The sequence below is a fragment of the Streptomyces sp. NPDC002520 genome, from assembly GCF_053595235.1.
Genome location: NZ_JBSFXG010000017.1, coordinates 103,975 through 120,501 on the forward strand (window position 1 = coordinate 103,975; position 16,527 = coordinate 120,501).

Consider the following 16,527-nt stretch of genomic DNA (forward strand, 5'->3'; position numbering starts at 1 on the left):
CCACGACAGTTTCAAGATCGTTCACGGTTTGAGTGAGTCAATGTACCGCCAAAAACACATCAACCCTCGCCCCGTCATCTGTCGAGCGCCAGGACGATCCGACCCACACCCTCCATGTGCTTACTGACCCCTGCTGCTGATCTCGGCAAGGCCGAAGGCAGGCACAGTCCAAATAGCTCAGGTGTATGTCCGAGGTCGTCGACCGCAATCGACTCGGCCTGCCGGCCGAGGAGGAGGCACCTTACGAGCCACGCTGCAAGCTCAGCGTCGGTGATCACGAGGCAACCCGCCTGACTGATGGATGCCTGGGGCAGACCTTCGAGTACCCCGACGTTGCGTAGTGTCTTGACGCCACGTTGTGTCGCTCGGTCGATGCTGCGCTTGGGTCCGTATGTATCCCGCATCCGAGCCCGGAGCGCCACAGTGTTGATCTCGCCCTTGGCGCGTTGTTCCCGCCCACAGGCGTCCAGAAGGCTGCGAATGAAAGGTTCGTCGGCGAGCATCGCTCCAAGGTGCAAGGGACGCCAGTCTGTGCTGCGATCGGCGTGCTCGAGCGCCCACAGAGTATGCCCAGCTTGGCGCTCCACAGGTTGGAGCCAGACTCGTGTCAGAGCGGTGAGAGTCTTCTTCAGAGCGGCATCGCTCAGCGGCGCGTCTACGAGAGCGCGCCGCAGTTGGTCGCGCATTTCCGCAAGCGGAAGCTGCTTCCGGGCGACGCGCAGCGCCGCGTCAAGCCAGACGCTGCTTAGGTCCCGGTCTAGAACTGCGGTACTCATCAGGCGATCCTAGAGAGTGGAACGATGACCTCGTCGAGACTGAGCCCTCCGTGCGTGATGACCCCTCCCGAGCGCCGGAAGTGCGTTCTGCCCGGCGCGAAGAGGGGGGCTCCGGCCTGGGCCGGGAAGCCTGGTGGCGTCCAGCGCTTGCCGGAGAGGGCAGAGGAATCTCGCTGTAGTTCCGTGGCGTACACGCGTGATCTTAAGCCACGACCTATCACGCGTACGCCCTCATTTGGAATGGTTTCACCCAGTGCGACGCACGGCAGATTCCCGTGATCGGCTGTGATCCACACCTGGGCGCTGCTCCGGTTTGCCCAGTCAAGGGCCCGTTCCAGGAAGCCGCCGGTAAGCCAGGTCTTGACGCAGGCGTAAAACTGATGATCGCCGTTAACGCTTACGCCATGCATGAGGTCGTCAATCGCGTTGACGGCGACGCCGCTGACCACCGCACCTGCGGGTGGATCCTGCCAAGCCGCGGCATCCGAACCAGCAGTGCGCTGGTAGTAGACCTCGTCAGATGTAAGCCCATGCTGCGTCCAGAAGGCTCGCCATCGGGCCGGCTCGGTGTCAGTCCTGTCGACGGTGCCCGCGAAGTTGATCGGGAGTTCACCAGCGAAGATGGCCTGACGGCTAACGGTCGTCATAGTCGGCAGACACGCCAGCACTCGTCGGTCCTCGACGGGGCTCAATGCCAGGTTGCTGACGATCTGTTGCCACTGCGCGACGCCCAATCCATCCATCACCAGTAGCAGGAGCTTGGAACCGGCGTCGACGACGTGAGATGCAAGGAACGGCGCGATTCGGTGAACGCTCGCCAGGCGCAGCACGTTCCGGCTCAGGAGGACAGCATACTGGGCATCAAGCCAGCCCTGCCAGGCACTGTTGAGGTCCTCCCAACGCTTCCAGACGGCCCCGGCCAGCTCGGCGGTGGAGGGTGTCGGCGGCAAAGCGGCAAGTGTCCAACGGAGCTTGGCCCACTGATCCGCGATCAAGGCCCATGAGTCGAGATCATCGCCGGCGTCTGGCATTGCGTGGAGGAGACGCTCGACTTGTGGAAGCGCGTCAATCTCGCGAACCACCTCGCGAAGTACTTTGGGCATGCTCGGGGACAATTGGCCAGCTGGCGCTCTCACCTGACCGTCGGTAACGAGTTGGCTGATCTCTTCTGCTGCTGCCCGAAGGGCAGCGTCCTCCGGGTGGCTGGAGCCCATCCGGGCCCACTCGGCAAGTACGTCGCTCAATGCCTCCAGTGGATCCTCGGAACGGAGAATCCGCGCCGCGGTCCCGGGGGGACAGCTAGGAACGAGGAGCGCGCGCAGGGCCGGCCCCATGTGCGGCAGCAACCGCGCGACAGTAATGATGGCGGTTTCGGTAGTCGGCGGCCAGGAGAGTCCTGAGAGTTCACGCGCAACAGCGGCGAGTCTCTCCGGTAGCCCCCGATTCGCCGTGAGCTGTTCCACCGCGCGAGCTGGCAGGCCGTATACATCTTCGAGAGCACCGGAAGGCAGGCGTACGTCGAGGACACGCCGGGCATAGTGACGAGCGTCAAAGGGAAGATCTTCGATGCTCGTGAGACCAGGGATCCGCAGGTGTATAAGTAGCGGCGGGTCGGTCGCCTTGTACAGGTGCAGTCGCTGCTCGAGGATTCGCCGCAGGCTCCATCGGTCGACGATCACAGCGGTCTCGCCATGACTGGAGTGGATGCTGTCGAGCCCGTGGGGATCAATGTAGAGCAGGAACTCGCCGGTCATCATGCTGATGTCGCCTAGCATGGTGTGCCAGGTTGCGATGGTGATAGGGCTTGTCATTTGCACCGCACCACAAGGGCCAGCCGCAGACTCGGCAGCTTCGGCACACGCCCGTTGCCGAGGTCGCATAGGTGCTGGTAGCCGAAATCAGTCAGCGTCTTCGACAGGGTGGCGTGCGTTTCCACGGTCAGCGGCACCGTCGATAGAGTGACGCTTGGTGTGTCGGCCAACCTGTCAAGGAGCGCACGGCCGAGACGCGGGTCGGGCCTGCCGCCATCCGGCAGGAAGACCGCAAAGGCAGCTACAGCTGCGTTACTGTCACCGGTCGCCACGCGGGCAATCGCCAGCCACCCAGTGCCCGCTTCCAGCTCCACAGCAGGGACCGGTTCTCCGGGCACAACAATATCGTTGCGGCGTAGGGCGGCCTTCGCCTTACCGCCAGTCTGCGCGTCGAGACGTTCGAGCAGGGCTGGTATCGATGAAGGGGCTCGACGGGGCGGGGCGACGGTAACGTTGGTAAGCAAGGTCCGTTCCTCGAACGTGGCATCCAATTCGCTACGCGTGGATATGAGGAAAGCCTCTCCGGCGGCGGCGAGGGCGTCTGGGGCAACAATGGCGGTGATATAGAGGTCGTCTGCGAGCGCATCGACGGTGGTTAGTACTTCGCCACGCTTATCGACTCCGAGCTCCTGCAGGATCAACGCTAGCTTGGCTTCGAGCACTTCGAGGACTCGTTGGTCGACGCTGTCTGCGAGTGCGAAATTGAACGCTCGCACGGGAACTCGTTGGCCGATTCGGTCGACTCGTCCGATGCGCTGCTCTAGCAGCGTAGGTGTCCAAGGCAGGTCCCAATTCACGACTATGTGCGCGAACTGCAGGTTCACACCTTCTCCGCCAGCGTCGGTGGAGACCAGGACCTGAGCATCTTTCCGGAACGCTTCTTGCACCTCCGCACGCTCGGCAAGGCCCATTGTTCCGTCCACAGTCGTGGTACGAATGCCTTGGGCATTGAGGACCTTTACGATGGCACGTTGCGTGGCTCGGAACTGTGTGAAAATAAGAATCTTGACTTCAGGGTCATGTTCGTCGCGCTGAAGCGCACGTAGCAGCCGGAGGAAGTGAACGGTCTTTGGATCGGTCTCGGCACTGAGAGTATGCCGGGCAAGATTGACGAGCCGACTGAGGTCAGCGAGGTCGCCAGCCGAGACTCTTGGTCGAGTGAAGAGCAGTTGGCTCTCGTCGTCGTCAAGCTCATCCCACGTAAGCTGTTCCGACTCGTCGCGGGACGTATGCTCGAGCGCCTCCAGGCGCTTCTCTAGGGCGGCGACTATAGCGGCAGTGGAGCTAGCAACAAGTCGCTGAAACAGTAGCATTAGGAAACTGCGAGCGGTGTCTCCGACGGCGCGGGCATTTAGGTACCCCTCGCGCACATATTCGGTTACGGCATCGTATAGCTCACGATGGAGCGGGTGTCCATCCCACATGACAGTCTCGAGTCGGGTGGTCCGCGGATGGAAGAGTGGCCTTCCTACGTGGTCGACGGCGGTTCGCTTGTCGCTGCGGGCAACAACGTCAGCGACCGTGCTGGCATTGATGTCGCGCCCGTGACGGAAGCGCTCGTCAAGCAGGCCCAGGAATCGCCGAAAGGACTCAGACTTCCCTGAATGGGGCGTGGCGCTGAGCAGCAGCAAGTTCTCAGAGCTTGCGGATAGGGATAGGGCGACTTGATGGCGAGCGACCTCGACACTAGAGCCCGCGACGTGGTGAGCCTCATCGATAACGACTAGGTCCCAGTCCGCAGCAGCGACGCCGCGAACGCGCGCGGCATTGTATGCATCGAGTTGCTGCTGAGTCCATCCGGCTCGACGGCGCAGTGGCTTAATTGCATCGAGGCTGGTCACGACGAAGTCGAAGGCTCGCCAGACCGCAGCTTCGGCGTCGATGGGCACGCCTTCTGGCCCGATTCGAGTGAAGTCAACACCGAATTTTTCGCGCATCTCGGCTACCCACTGCAGTTGAACGCCTTTAGGTGCGACAACGAGGATGCGGCTGATGCGCCCCCGGGCGACCAGCTCGGTGGCGATCGCGCCGGCCGTAGTGGTTTTACCGAGTCCCACTTCGCAGCAGATAGCGAGCCGCACCCGAGCCAAGCGCAGTGCGCGTCGCAAAATCGAGACCTGATGCGGCAGCAGGTCCACTCGCGTTCCGGCAGCGATCGGATGCGACTGAGCTTCGGACAGAACACGCAGGGTTACTGCCCTCTGTAGGAGCTCCGTGGCTTTCCAGTGCCGGTGCCGCAGGTTTAGAACTTCTTCCGCCTCGACGGCGTAGACCCGGCCTTCCGCCGGAGCGTACACATCCAGGGTGTCCTGGCCAAACAGGTGCTGCTCGGCCAGGACCTGGACAACCTGCTGGCCGGTCTCCCACCAACGCCACGCGGTGTCTGTCATCGGCTCTGACGAGACCGGGCGTTACGGACGTACGCGAGAACGGCTGGGAGTTCCACAAGGTAGTCCTGGGGCAGTCGAGCAGCGACCTTGACGATGGTTTCGTACTCCTTGTTGCCCCACGCCTTCTTGAATCCGGCGAGAAGCGCTTCGCCACGGAAGCGGTTGAGGGGTCCGGTACTGCTGGCGTAGGAGTCGAAAGTGCGAAGCAGGTCCCGGTTGCGGAGCTGGTCGAGGTGCTCCACTTTGCGTGGATCCGGAACGCTCCAGGCATTTTTGTCGTCCTGGATGAAGTTTTGCTCTAGGAGTTCGCGGAGGTCGGGTAGCTTATCGGGACGTTCGCCGGAGGTAGCGATCTCTTTTAGGTAATCAGGCTGGATGTCGGATATCTTCTGTGGCTTGCGCTTGAGCTGCTGGCGAAGCCAGGCCACGGCGGACTTCTCATCCGTGATGAAAAGCTCGGCCTGGGCGAGCTCCTTGAACGTCATCTTCTTGCGTTCGTACGTCTCGACCTGGTCAGGTCGGAAGTACATCCCATCGCGCTCGTTGTAGTGCGACTCCAGACCTGCATAGAACTCACTGGCGGTCATTGGAACAGGCAGTCCAGCGCTGACGTAATAGGAGACCGCCCGATGGTAAATGCGGTCGGGATTACGCTCGCGTACAGCTCTAACTCGGGCCCCACCGTCTTCCACGATCGGTAGGTGCTTGAGATGTTCGCCGACGAACGTCCATAGGGAGCTGCCCGCGCTGCCGGTGATAGCCTCAACGGTCGCCGCAGCAGGCTTGTAACAGCTGATCATAAGGTCCTGCTTGACAGCGTTGACGGCGGTCGCCTGCCGGTAGCTGTTTTGCGTTTTGTCCAGCACGCGGGTGTCGGCGACGACAAAGCCTGCAGCGCTGAGCGCCTCCTGCAGGGCTGCCCAAACTTCATTCGAGTTGTTGGAGAATTCAACGGTCATCCACCGACCGGACTTAAGGACGCGCGCAAACTCGCGGAAGCATGAAGTCATCAGGTCTGCGTACTCCTGATTTCCCTTCCTGCGCGCCTTGTCTACGATCGCCTCACGCTCAACCTGGGTCAGCGCACCATGCCAGCCTTCGATGACCTGCGCGAGGTCTGAGTAGGGGATATTTTCGCCGAAGGGCGGATCGACGAAAATATAGTCAATTGAGTCATCGTCGAGTGGAAGCTCAGCGGCATCACCTGTACTGATGCGAATATCTGCGCTGCTAGGAACAGTGCGCCACAGCTTCACTAGGGTCTGCAGCTTGCCAGTTGCGGGTCGCGTGCCGACCAGGCTGTACGTTGGCGAACACTCGGCGATTGTGGAGCCCACGTAGTAGACGCCGCTCAGGAACCGGTTCACCTGCGAGAAGTGCTTCGGCACGTATCGATTCATCCACGACATCCCCCAGAAGCCCTGCTCAATCCAGAACTTCAAGGCTCGACGCACATCTGGATCAACTTCCTCCTGGGCCCAGGACCAAAGCTGAGTCAAGGCAGCCAAGCTGCGATCCGAGTATAGATGGTGAACCGCTGTGAACCCCTTGGGCCCAAGGCGACTACCATGCACCATTTCACCGAGCGGTAGTTCGGAGGTGGGTGCCTCAGTGACAGTCAGGCGAGAAACACGCTCCAGGACGGCGAGATCCGCTTCGTCGAGTGGCTTGCTGCCGGTCACGGTATTGCCGCGTGACTTCCACCGGTAGTGGACACGTATTGGACGTAGTTCAATACGCGTGATCGTCTCACCGGTCAGGAGCCGCACTGTAGTGAAGCGCCTTTCGAGCTGGGACGCCCCCTTCTTCCCGACCATCGCACCGCAGGAAGAGCAGGGAAATCTATCCTTGACGTTATGCGTCTCTGGATCGTAAGCACAATCGTAGAAAACGATCGCAGATGCGCAGTGCGGGCAAGTGAAGACCTCTGACCAGACCGTGTAGTCGATGTCGGCATCGACGCCCTCGGGCGTCTTCGTCTTGTACATCCAGCCGAGCTCGTCCTCGAGCCGCTTCAGCAGTTGACTGCTCGCCTTGTCAAAGGCGTCGGAGTCGACGGGAACTGTGACGCCGCTGGCAAGAAAAGTGGCGTTCGGCGCAAGGTCGTTCAGGACAGCGCGTCGCGCCCCCCACTGCGGTACCTTGCCTCGCTTCTTGAACTCTTCCTCGATAGCCCTGTCCTGTGTGGCGCACATCTGCGCCGCAACACCGGTCATCCCCGAGCCGGCGAAGCCGTCCAGCACGACATCGCCAGGCTTCGTGTAGTGCAGGAGCAGGCGAACGATGACCTCCGGCGGCACCTTCGTCGGATACGAATGCGCCTTGTACTGCAGGGTCTTCTTCGAACCAACGACGTCATCAAGATATGGACCGGGATCCGGCCGCTCACCGTCATCGCGCGGGGCAGCCGCCACCCACTCACGCATGAACGGGTTTAGTGTCGCGGTGTGCCACGGAGGGCTCGACATCGCAACGACCGCTGCGACGCTCTGCCCCGGTCCGAGCGGCAGATGGCCCGCTTCCAGCTCCTTACGCAACAGCTTTGCCGAGGACGCGGCCAGCTCTGAGCGGCCAGTATCCGCGCCTTCAAATAGCCGGTCGGTCATTGCTGCTCCTGATCGACGACGAGCCGGACGCTGGACGCGTCTCCGCCAGTACGGGCGCTTATGCTGTTAAGCCATGCCTCGAACGCCTTCGCAGCCTCCTGCACCGTCGTGGCTCGACCGGTCGGAAAGACCGCGTCCACCAGGTGGAACGGGGTGACGTGGATGATCTCAAACTTGTTGAGCAGCTGCTTGATGGTCTCGACTAGCTCCGTAGTGACACCGCCAATCGTGAGGCGGTCCTCAAGGAGTTCCTGAACTCGGGCACGCTCATCGGCTGCGAGGACATCCAGTTGCCCTGCAATTTCTGGTGCGGAGACGGAATCACGCAACGTCGCGATCCAACCAGTCCAGAGTTCACCGACCCGGTCCTCTGCCGCCCTGAGGCGCTGCTGGGCCGTTGCTCCCGACGACGGCGCTGGCCGATACCCACAGTGCCGACAGGTGTAGGTGCTGTCGTAGTCACTGGGGCTGAACTGCTTGCAGGCAACCAAACCGATGAGACGTCCATCGAGGTCGCCGAACTGGCCGTTCGGAAGGAGCTCGATAGTCGACAACTTCGTCAGATCGTCCCAGGCAGGACCAGTTACCAACTGCTGCTTTTCGGTATCGCCCGACGCCGGAAGTCGCTCGGCGGTGTGCCGCTCAACGGCGAACGCCCGGTACTGGCCGCGCAGCTCTTCGGCAGACTGCCGCGCCGCGGTTGCGGCACTCTTGTCAAGCGCCGGTGCTCGCAGGACGCTCCGAACTTCGGCGCGCACCTGCTCGGCCGTTTCGCGGTAGGGGTCCTTGCTGCCTAGGACGTTGGCAGCGTCCTCGAGGTAGCGAACAATTGGCGTGAGTTGCTCGCTAACTCGCTTCAGATCGCCAACACGCCGCAGCTCCTTCTTGCCATCGGCCGCTTCATCAAGCATTTTCTGATCGAGCCTGAGTCGCTTGAGCTTACCGACGCTGTTCCGTGCCCGTACATCGGCGAGAACATCGATATACGCCGTGATACGGGCCAACCGACCTGCAGGGTCGTCAAACAGCTCCTCGCCCCAGAGGCGTATACCAGACTGGACGTACACCTTCAGCTCGCTCGCTGCATCATACTCAGCGTCAGCCTTGGTAACGAATTGAGTCGTTGTCTCGTTTGTCAGCTCGCCCTGGCCAAGGGCCGGCGGAAGTCCTAGCAGGGTCGCTACGCGAGTAAGTCCAGCAGCATCGGCGCCCGCGGGGGTGGTTATGAACGAGAGTCGCTCAAGGTCGACCTGCGACATCCGGCTGAGATCGTCGAGGTTAGAAGCAGTGATCTTCTGACCACCGGCGAAGCCGAGCTCAGCCCGGCCAAGGTAGGTAAGCGTCGCGGCGATCACGACAAGCCAGAGCGGTTCGAGGTGCCACGACCCCCATGTCCTGACGCCAGGATCACGCTCGCTGAGTAGGTCGGTCTCGTTTACGGCTGAGTTATCAGCGGCTGCCAGCGTCTCGAGCAACGCCGATGCATAAGGGCCGGTGTCGCTGATCTGTTCGTCGATGTCGCGGAGCGCCAAGGCAGACAGGGTTGAGCGCCCGAGGGCAGTGTCCTTACCAGCGAGCTGGGCGAGCGCCGCTTGAGCGGCACTGAACAGATTCATGACTGTCAGCTGCTCTGAGAAGACCGGGTAGTTTGGATACCGGGTCGCGAAGTGCCCCGCCAATGCGGTAGAGGCGATCGTATTGAGTTGCTCTTTGAGACTCTTGCGCGCGCCCTGCGCGCCGGCGAGCCACTGCGCGATCGTCTTCTGCTCACCCTGGTAGGTGACCCTTAGCTTGTGAACAAGGTTGATGCGCAGCCAGCTCTTGATTTCATCGAAGTGCTTCTTCGCGCGCGCTTCGAAGTGAGGACGGTGTTGGCTGGTCGTCTCCTGCGCCTTCGCAAGGGATGCGGCGTAGCGGCGCAGAGACGTGGTGAATTGCTCGTCCGGGCTTTCGAGTCGTAGAAACACCTCATCGGGCTTCATCGGATCCTCGAACTTCGGCGGCGCGTAGGGTTGCAGAAAATAGAGATAGAAGTCGCGGGGCGGCTGAGCCGTTGAGCGTTCGTTCGGTGCGCCCATGAACAGGTAGCCAAGCCGGTTGACCTTTTTAGCTGGCCACGGCAGCTCGTAAGACCAGATCCGATAACCTGCAACGTAAGGACTCGCGGATACTTCGAGGAGTTGCTCCAGGGCTCGGTAATAAGCGCTGTCGAGTTGCTCCTCGTCTAGCGTCTGCGCACGCTCATTAACTTGCTGCTCGTAGTCAACGTCCTTCTTCAGATCGAGATAAATCTGGCCGTTAGCGTCGTTGGTGGAAAGGAACTGCCCAGAGACAGCTCTGCTGATTTCCTGCACGAGCGTCTCAATCGACCCGGCGATGAACGCGGCATCGAGCTCGGGAGTGCCAGGGGGCAACAAGCAGAGGTCGTCGCGTAGATCGTCGACCGTCAAACCGATGGGTGCATCGAGGTCGTCTGTGGTTAGTCGATGGACAGCCAGCGCATCGACGATGCGCAGTGCGGGCTGCACGTCAGTGGATACCTCAATGTTGCGCTCGACATGGTCACGCAGGACGCGGGTGCGCTGCAGGACGTCGCGTACCTCGGCGATGACGCGGTTAGCCGGGTCGGCATCGAGCTCGGCGCGGTACGCGTCGTAGCAGATGATCCCAGGTTCGTCCTCTGGCACTTCGTCGTCGAGGCGTTGGCGGATCTGTTCGGTGAGGCTCGACAGAATGCGACGCTTCTCGACGATGGTGAGCGCCTCGAATGTTCTGAGGTAGGCGGGATGAACAGGGAACATCTCGACGAAGGCATCCAAATCCCGGCCGAGGGATTCGAAGGCCGGCGCGAAACAGGCGAGATGCTCGCGGATGCGATTCTTCTGCTCAGCGTTCTTTCGCAGAATGCGGCGCTGGACTACGTACGCGACGTCGTCACGGGCGATACGGAAGGACTGAAAGCGTTCGCGAACTCGACGTACCTCGTCTTGAGCGGCAGCGAATCGTGGGTTGTCGAAAATCGTCTCTTGGACGCCCGCGATGACCCGGAAGCGCTCGTCACGGCAGAACTCGCCCATCTCCCTCAGAAAGCCGAGGTCAAGGATGATTTGGCTGTCTTTGCGGGTGCGCAGGAAGTCGAGGAGCTCGTCAATAACGAGAAGCAACCCGTGATCAGGATATGCCACTTCAAAAGCGGCCATCATCTCCTGCAGCGGCCGCTTGTTGTTCGTAACCTTATCGAGTGGTGGGAACTCGTAGGTAACGCCCAGCTTAGCGAGACCTCTTGTGAGCTCCGTGGCCAGGATGTCGCGCAATCCCATCTCAACGGCGCCGATCTCGACCCGGACGACCTTGAACTTCCCTGCGATAGCAGCTGCACTTGCGGCCGTCTTAGCGTCCGTCAGCCTCTCAGCGAGTTCGGCGTTCTCAGCAACAGCAGACACGACACTCATGAGGTGCGTCTTGCCCGTGCCGTAGGTGGCGATGAGCAGCAGCCCTTTGTGGTCAAACTCAGGGTTATCGAAGCGCAGGTTCGGCAGCACCACGTCGGTGAGTTGCTCACGCATCTTCTCCGAGACGATGTAAGTGCGAACATCTTCAAGTGCCTGCTCGGCGCTGTCGGCGGCGCGCAGCTGCTTCACGCTCTCGACCGGCTCGAAGCTGATTAGGTCGCGGTAGCGCATTAACGGAACCTTTCGGCGGTGAAGGGCACTTCGTCGGAAAAGTGAGTCAAACGCGGGGTCAGTAACAGGCAGCCCTTAAGGTCTCTTGCAATGCCGCGACCAGGGCTAACGCCGGGCGGATAGGTGAGTCGATCGCTACCGGTCGGCACGGGCCAGACTGCTAGGACAGGCGGATGGTCTTTGGCCACGCCGGCGAGAAGGCGGACCGGATCCAGAGCGAGGACTGGGTCAAACAGCACCTGAAGACCTATAAGTACCGCGTGCCCCCGAAGCTTCTGGCGGACCGTAGACTCACTTGGTTTCCTGGCGGACTCCGCGAGGCACCGACCGACATGCAGCGGCACCGTCCCACGTAGGTCGGCGAGATCGGATGCGACGTCCTCGGCTTCGGATTTTGGACCGCTAAGGAGTGCAAACCGCCCACGGTTGCGCTCGAGCTCCGCCCATAGAGCCACCCCGTCATCGGGCCATACGCCCATGGCGCTACCCCCCACCCCCTGGGTTGCACCCCTCCGAACAGCCCAGTGACACCTCGTCAGATCAAAGATCGTAGCAGGAACCATGCGATCTACACATAACGTGTAGGCCACACTAGCTCCTCGTCTCGGCCGTGGGAACAGCCCGGTATCTTCGGGCTCAACACGGCTTTTGACGGTGCTTCGCACGACGTCGAGGGCACACCGTGTCCGTGCTGGTTGAGCACTCTCCCTGGCTCTGAGTTGGGATGCGTATGACAGCCGAGCAGTTGGTGGCCACGCTGACTGGTCGAGGGCCCAGCCGTCGCCCTTGGGTTGCTGCGGAACAGGCCCGAGGTTGATGGCCGGCAGGGATCGGTGCGGAGTTGACGGACTTACTACTGGCCGTCAAGGCCGTGCTGTCATCTGGCACAGGAGCGGGTCCGAAGATGGTTACCTGCCGGCAGCTGGCGAGTCCGGAGGGCTGATCGGGTCCGTAGATGTAGCAACGTGCCGACCGCAAAAGAGCCGCCGCTCCGATCTTGCCTCCTTGGTCGGCGAGTGGATCGGCACACCGTTTCATGGCGGTCAGAAGACCGGCGCCACGACGCGGCAGCGCATGCGGACTATCCGTGGACGATTAAGCCGTCTACGAACCCCTAGGGGTCGTTGACCTGCATCGATGCGCACAGCTCAAAGGCCCTCCGGAGCCGTTGCACTAGAGCAGCAACCACCGCAACGGCACGCGAGCTTCAGTTGCTTGGCGTCAGCCCCCCGAGCGGTCGATATGACGGACCGCTGAGCATGACAGGGTCGGAGCGGGGGTCGCTCATGTGCATCCGGCGTCGTCTTTCGGCCGCAGGCCCGGCTCGCGGACCATCGCGGTGATCTCGGCGGCGGCACGCTCAGCACGGCCTGGGCGGCGCAGCCGTCGCTCCAGCGGCGGGAAGCCGACACTGCCGACAGGTGCGTCGTCAACATCAGTGCGGCAACGGATGATCAGCTCACCTTCGGGGGTGTAGACAGCACCGATGACATCCGCCCACGGGAGGTGGGCAGTACGCCACAGGGCGCGAACGTGCAGTCCATTGGAGTCGGCGGTGATCCGCCAGACCATCATCCGGAGGCTGACGCTCGCCCAGTACAAACCACCTAGCGACCAGAAGGGCAGCTTCCACCATGTAGGGGAACCCGTGAAGAGCAGCGCCGGCAGCATGATGGTCAGGACGATCAACGCCGCTCCGACGAAGCGCGCCACCGGGCCTGCCTGCCACCGGACCGGTCCGGTGGCAGCGGTCATCGCGGCGAGGGCGTCTTGGACGCGGGCCTCAGCGGCCCGGTGGTGTGCGGCCGTGCGTGCTGTGTCGGGACGGTATACCCCGGGCTTGCCCGTGCCGTCGGGAGAACCGTGCCGTATCGGGGACGCGGTCCCCTCGACGAGCCACTGCCCGGACTCCGTTACGCTCGCCAGAATCAACTCACCGCCCTCGCGGGGTGCACCGTAGAGCAGGGCTTGGCGCAGTGCCGTGCGGGTACGGGTGTGGGGCTCGTAGCTCAGCACCGGGCGCAGGGTGGCGGTGTCGTCGGCGGCGAATATCTCCGTACGCCCCTGATGGTGACGGGTCAGGACGCGGAGTACCGGGACCGGGGCGCGGTGCAGCGCCACCGCCCGGCGGCGGGAGAGCAGGCCCGAGCCGAGCACGGTGATACCGAGCCCGGCGAGGGCGAGTGCCAGCGCCTGGCGGCCGGTGCGGTCGCCGTGGGGCTCAGTGGCGAGCCGCATCCAATCGCCGTGCATCAGCACCGGCACGCTACTGCCAACCCGATAGCTGCCCTGCGCGTCGAACCTGTGTCGTGTGCTATCGGAGAGGCGGACGGTGACGGTGTAGTCGTCAGTGTTGTAAGCCACAACTCGGGCGTTCTCCGACGTGGCCGTACGGGCCAGGCGGTCGTCTGTCCGGTCGTCCGCGACGACGGTCGTGGTCAGGGCACCGGCCACCGCGCACAGGATCGCCCCCGCAATGCCGCGGACCAGGCCCCGGCGCCAAGGGCGGACGTCGTCCGTCGCCGGGGCAGGCACCATGATGCCGCCGGCCGCATCGAGCACGAGAGAGCGTTGGCGGCCGCGCGCCCGCAGCCGCGCCAAGACGGCCGCCCAGCCCCAGCACAGCGCCGCCACAACGACGGCGTCCGCGATCTTCTCGGCCGGCTCACCCAGCCAAGTATTGGGATTGCTCATCCAGATCAGCAGCAACGGAGCGGACACGAACGCGAGTTCCGGTAGCACAAACAGCCACACCAGGTGCGGTAGGAAGAGCATCGTTCCGGCCGCATCGAGCCACTCCGCCCCACAGGGCGCTGCCACCGTGCACATCGGGTCGGGCGAGTACATCACCGCCATGACCACGGCCACCAACTGCACCACAGCCGGCCCCACCGGCCGCGCCCACGCGGGCACCCGGGCGACCGCCCACCGCCTGGCATCGGCGGACACCCAGGGGCGAGCGGGGACATCCGCGTACGGCACTGAACTCGTCGTCACTCGCGTATTATTGGTCACGGTTGTGTGCTACCTGCGCCTGGGGCCACCCCGAGCGGTACGCCCGGTGGCGAGCGCCGATCGTTGCTGCCGTTGGTCTCAGTTCACCAGCGAGGACGAGGGCGGCGATTGAGTCGAGGGCGTCGACGACTCCCTGGCGGCCCTCATTGGCGTACGCGACGAACTCGCCTCCGGCGATCTGCGCCCCCCTACCTCGCCTGGCTCTCCGCGCTCACCGCCTGGGAACTCGAAGACGACGAAGAAGATCTGCAGGCTTCCGTCCCGAGACCGCTACTGCCAGGCGCGGACCAGATCTTCAGGTCCCCAGTGGGCCGCAAGCGGCAGACTGCCCACCACACCGCTGCGGGACACCGCAACCAGCGGCGTGTCCGGCCCGGCACCGGGCACCGCGAGTACGTCCCGAGCCAGGGCGTCGTATTCACGCCGGCCGAACGGCTGGGACTCCAGCCACTTGACGGAGCCGACGAAGTGCACCGCGCCCGCCACGGGTTCACGGTCTGTGCCCACCAGGTCGATCTCGGGGCTGTTCTGCCGGTTCCACCAGCCGCCGACCGCCTCCGTCTCCGGCCACCGCCCGTCGGGCAACAGCCGCAGCAGCGACTCGCGGATGAGCGGCTCGACCGCGCGCCCCCGCCAAGTGGTCCAGGACCGCTCGATGCGCTCCAGGGCAAGATCGCCCCGGCCGCGCTCGATGAGCGGGATACCCCGCTGCAGGAACGCCAGCCAGAAACGGAGATACGGATCGGCAATGCGGTAGCGCTTGTTCTTGGTGTCGGCCTTTGCGGACAGCGGCAGGTCGGCCGCCAGAACCCGCTTGGCCTGCAGAGTGTTCAGCAGCGGGGACAGCGTGCCCGATGGCAGAGCACCTGTTCCCCCGGCCTGTGCAGCGATGGTGGAGAAGGTCCGCTCGCCGCTGCCCACCGCCTCCAGCACCGCCCGTGAGTGTGACGCCTCGGGGAACTCCCCCAGCAGCGACAGCTCGCCCGCCACCAGCAGCGGAGACAGCGGATTCGCCACGGCCTCGCGCAGGAAGTCCACCCGGCCCGTCCCGGGCCGCCACGACTGTACGATTTCCGGAAAGCCTCCGGTGATCAGCAGCGCGTCCACCGCGTCCACCGCATCCAGCCCGGTCATGGCCTGCACGTCGCCCAGGTGCAGCGGCCGTACGGTCATCTTCGCCGCCCGCCCGAAGAACGGGCGGCCGTACGACTGCAGCGCCTCCATCACCGACATGTCGCTGCCGACCAGGATGAGCAGGACCGGCTTGGCGGACAGGTGACGGTCCCAGACGGTCTGCAGAGCCCCCTCGAACTCCGCGTCCTGCTCAACCAGCCACGGCACCTCGTCGATCACCGCGATGCTCGGAGCGTCGTCCGGAACCGCGACGGCCAGTGAGCGCAGCGCCTGATTCCAATCCGCGGCCTGCAGCCCGGCCACCAGCTCCGCCCCCGGTAGGGCGGACTGGGCGAGCGTCCCGGTGAAGTCCGCCCGCTCGGCCACGGCGTTGCGGCCCCGGGTCGCCTGGAATACCACGTACGGAACCCGGGACCGGTCACAGAACTCCTGAACCAGGCGAGACTTCCCCACCCGGCGCCGCCCGGTCATGATCACGGCCCGCCCACGGGTGGCACCCGTGCCCTCGATCACGAGGCCCAGCTGTCGAGCCAGCAGATCCAGGTCAGCAACCCTTCCCTTGAATTCCACAGGCAGCCTCCCTCCCGGTCAAACACAGTTTCGATATTACGTAGATTGAATCTTACTTAGATGCTAGCTCGCTTCCTATGCCAGCGTGAACCTTGTCGGAAACATGGACGGGCGCGCCGCACCATCAGCCCTTTCGGGTCTTAGGCAGCTGCGCCGACATCGGTCCAACCAGAGAATCCCGCAGGTCACAGCCGGTCCGACATGACCAGCCCTTGCTTGCGGTTCCTGCCGGGACCCGCACCCGCGGTCAATCACCGCCGACCTACCGATTCAGCCGGACAACCGTCTCGATCACCAGCTGCCCGCCACCGCCCAGCGGTCCCACGTCTGCCCATGTCCCGCGTCCCCCGCCGGGGGACCCTGTATGAGGTGCCCAAAGACCCCGTCACCAGCGGAAACGCTGAGTGCGGGGTCTTCGCGTAGGTGCAGCCGTATGCAGCGCCGAGCGGCGCTATGACGGGGTCTGCGGACTTATTTGTGGACAGGATCTTGGAGCGTTTGCCCAGGTGAACCCATCTAGCTGACGAAGAGGGCTGCGCATG

7 protein-coding genes are annotated in these 16,527 nt (G+C 63.3%); all 7 read right to left on the reverse strand.

The window, feature by feature from the left end:
• Nucleotides 1-74: 74 nt before the first annotated feature.
• The 7 genes from ACWD5D_RS23895 to ACWD5D_RS23925 all read right to left on the reverse strand — a co-directional run bounded on the left by ACWD5D_RS23895 (nucleotide 75) and on the right by ACWD5D_RS23925 (nucleotide 15,985).
• Complete coding sequence (locus tag ACWD5D_RS23895; RefSeq protein ID WP_451374760.1) at nucleotides 75-776, reverse strand: hypothetical protein; 702 nt, start codon at nucleotides 774-776, stop codon at nucleotides 75-77.
• Entirely contained in the window at nucleotides 776-2,587 is a 1,812-nt protein-coding gene (locus ACWD5D_RS23900) for a PglZ domain-containing protein (RefSeq protein WP_451374761.1), read from the reverse strand. Before ACWD5D_RS23900 ends, ACWD5D_RS23895 begins: the two co-directional genes overlap by 1 nt.
• A complete protein-coding gene (locus ACWD5D_RS23905; protein WP_451374762.1) occupies nucleotides 2,584-4,977 on the reverse strand; it encodes a DEAD/DEAH box helicase in 2,394 nt (797 codons plus the stop codon). Before ACWD5D_RS23905 ends, ACWD5D_RS23900 begins: the two co-directional genes overlap by 4 nt.
• Complete coding sequence (locus ACWD5D_RS23910; RefSeq protein WP_451374763.1) at nucleotides 4,974-7,583, reverse strand: DNA methyltransferase; 2,610 nt, start codon at nucleotides 7,581-7,583, stop codon at nucleotides 4,974-4,976. Before ACWD5D_RS23910 ends, ACWD5D_RS23905 begins: the two co-directional genes overlap by 4 nt.
• Nucleotides 7,580-11,266 carry a DUF6079 family protein gene (locus ACWD5D_RS23915; RefSeq protein ID WP_451374764.1) on the reverse strand — a complete coding sequence of 1,229 codons (3,687 nt, stop codon included), beginning with the start codon at nucleotides 11,264-11,266 and terminating at the stop codon, nucleotides 7,580-7,582. Before ACWD5D_RS23915 ends, ACWD5D_RS23910 begins: the two co-directional genes overlap by 4 nt.
• 1,284 nt (nucleotides 11,267-12,550) lie before the next feature.
• Nucleotides 12,551-14,134 (reverse strand): hypothetical protein, encoded by a 1,584-nt coding sequence (locus tag ACWD5D_RS23920; RefSeq protein ID WP_451374765.1) that lies wholly within the window; start codon nucleotides 14,132-14,134, stop codon nucleotides 12,551-12,553.
• Between the two features lie 417 nt (nucleotides 14,135-14,551).
• A complete protein-coding gene (locus ACWD5D_RS23925) occupies nucleotides 14,552-15,985 on the reverse strand; it encodes an ATP-binding protein (RefSeq protein WP_451374766.1) in 1,434 nt (477 codons plus the stop codon).
• Nucleotides 15,986-16,527: the final 542 nt, after the last annotated feature.

Bases quoted from the DNA above. Each gene is read 5' to 3' on its own strand.
- ACWD5D_RS23910 (WP_451374763.1), bottom strand. From the start codon at position 7,583: ATGACCGACCGGCTATTTGAAGGCGCGGATACTGGCCGCTCAGAGCTG.
- ACWD5D_RS23905 (WP_451374762.1), bottom strand. From the start codon at position 4,977: ATGACAGACACCGCGTGGCGTTGGTGGGAGACCGGCCAGCAGGTTGTC.
- ACWD5D_RS23900 (WP_451374761.1), bottom strand. From the start codon at position 2,587: ATGACAAGCCCTATCACCATCGCAACCTGGCACACCATGCTAGGCGAC.
- ACWD5D_RS23915 (WP_451374764.1), bottom strand. From the start codon at position 11,266: ATGCGCTACCGCGACCTAATCAGCTTCGAGCCGGTCGAGAGCGTGAAG.
- ACWD5D_RS23895 (WP_451374760.1), bottom strand. From the start codon at position 776: ATGAGTACCGCAGTTCTAGACCGGGACCTAAGCAGCGTCTGGCTTGAC.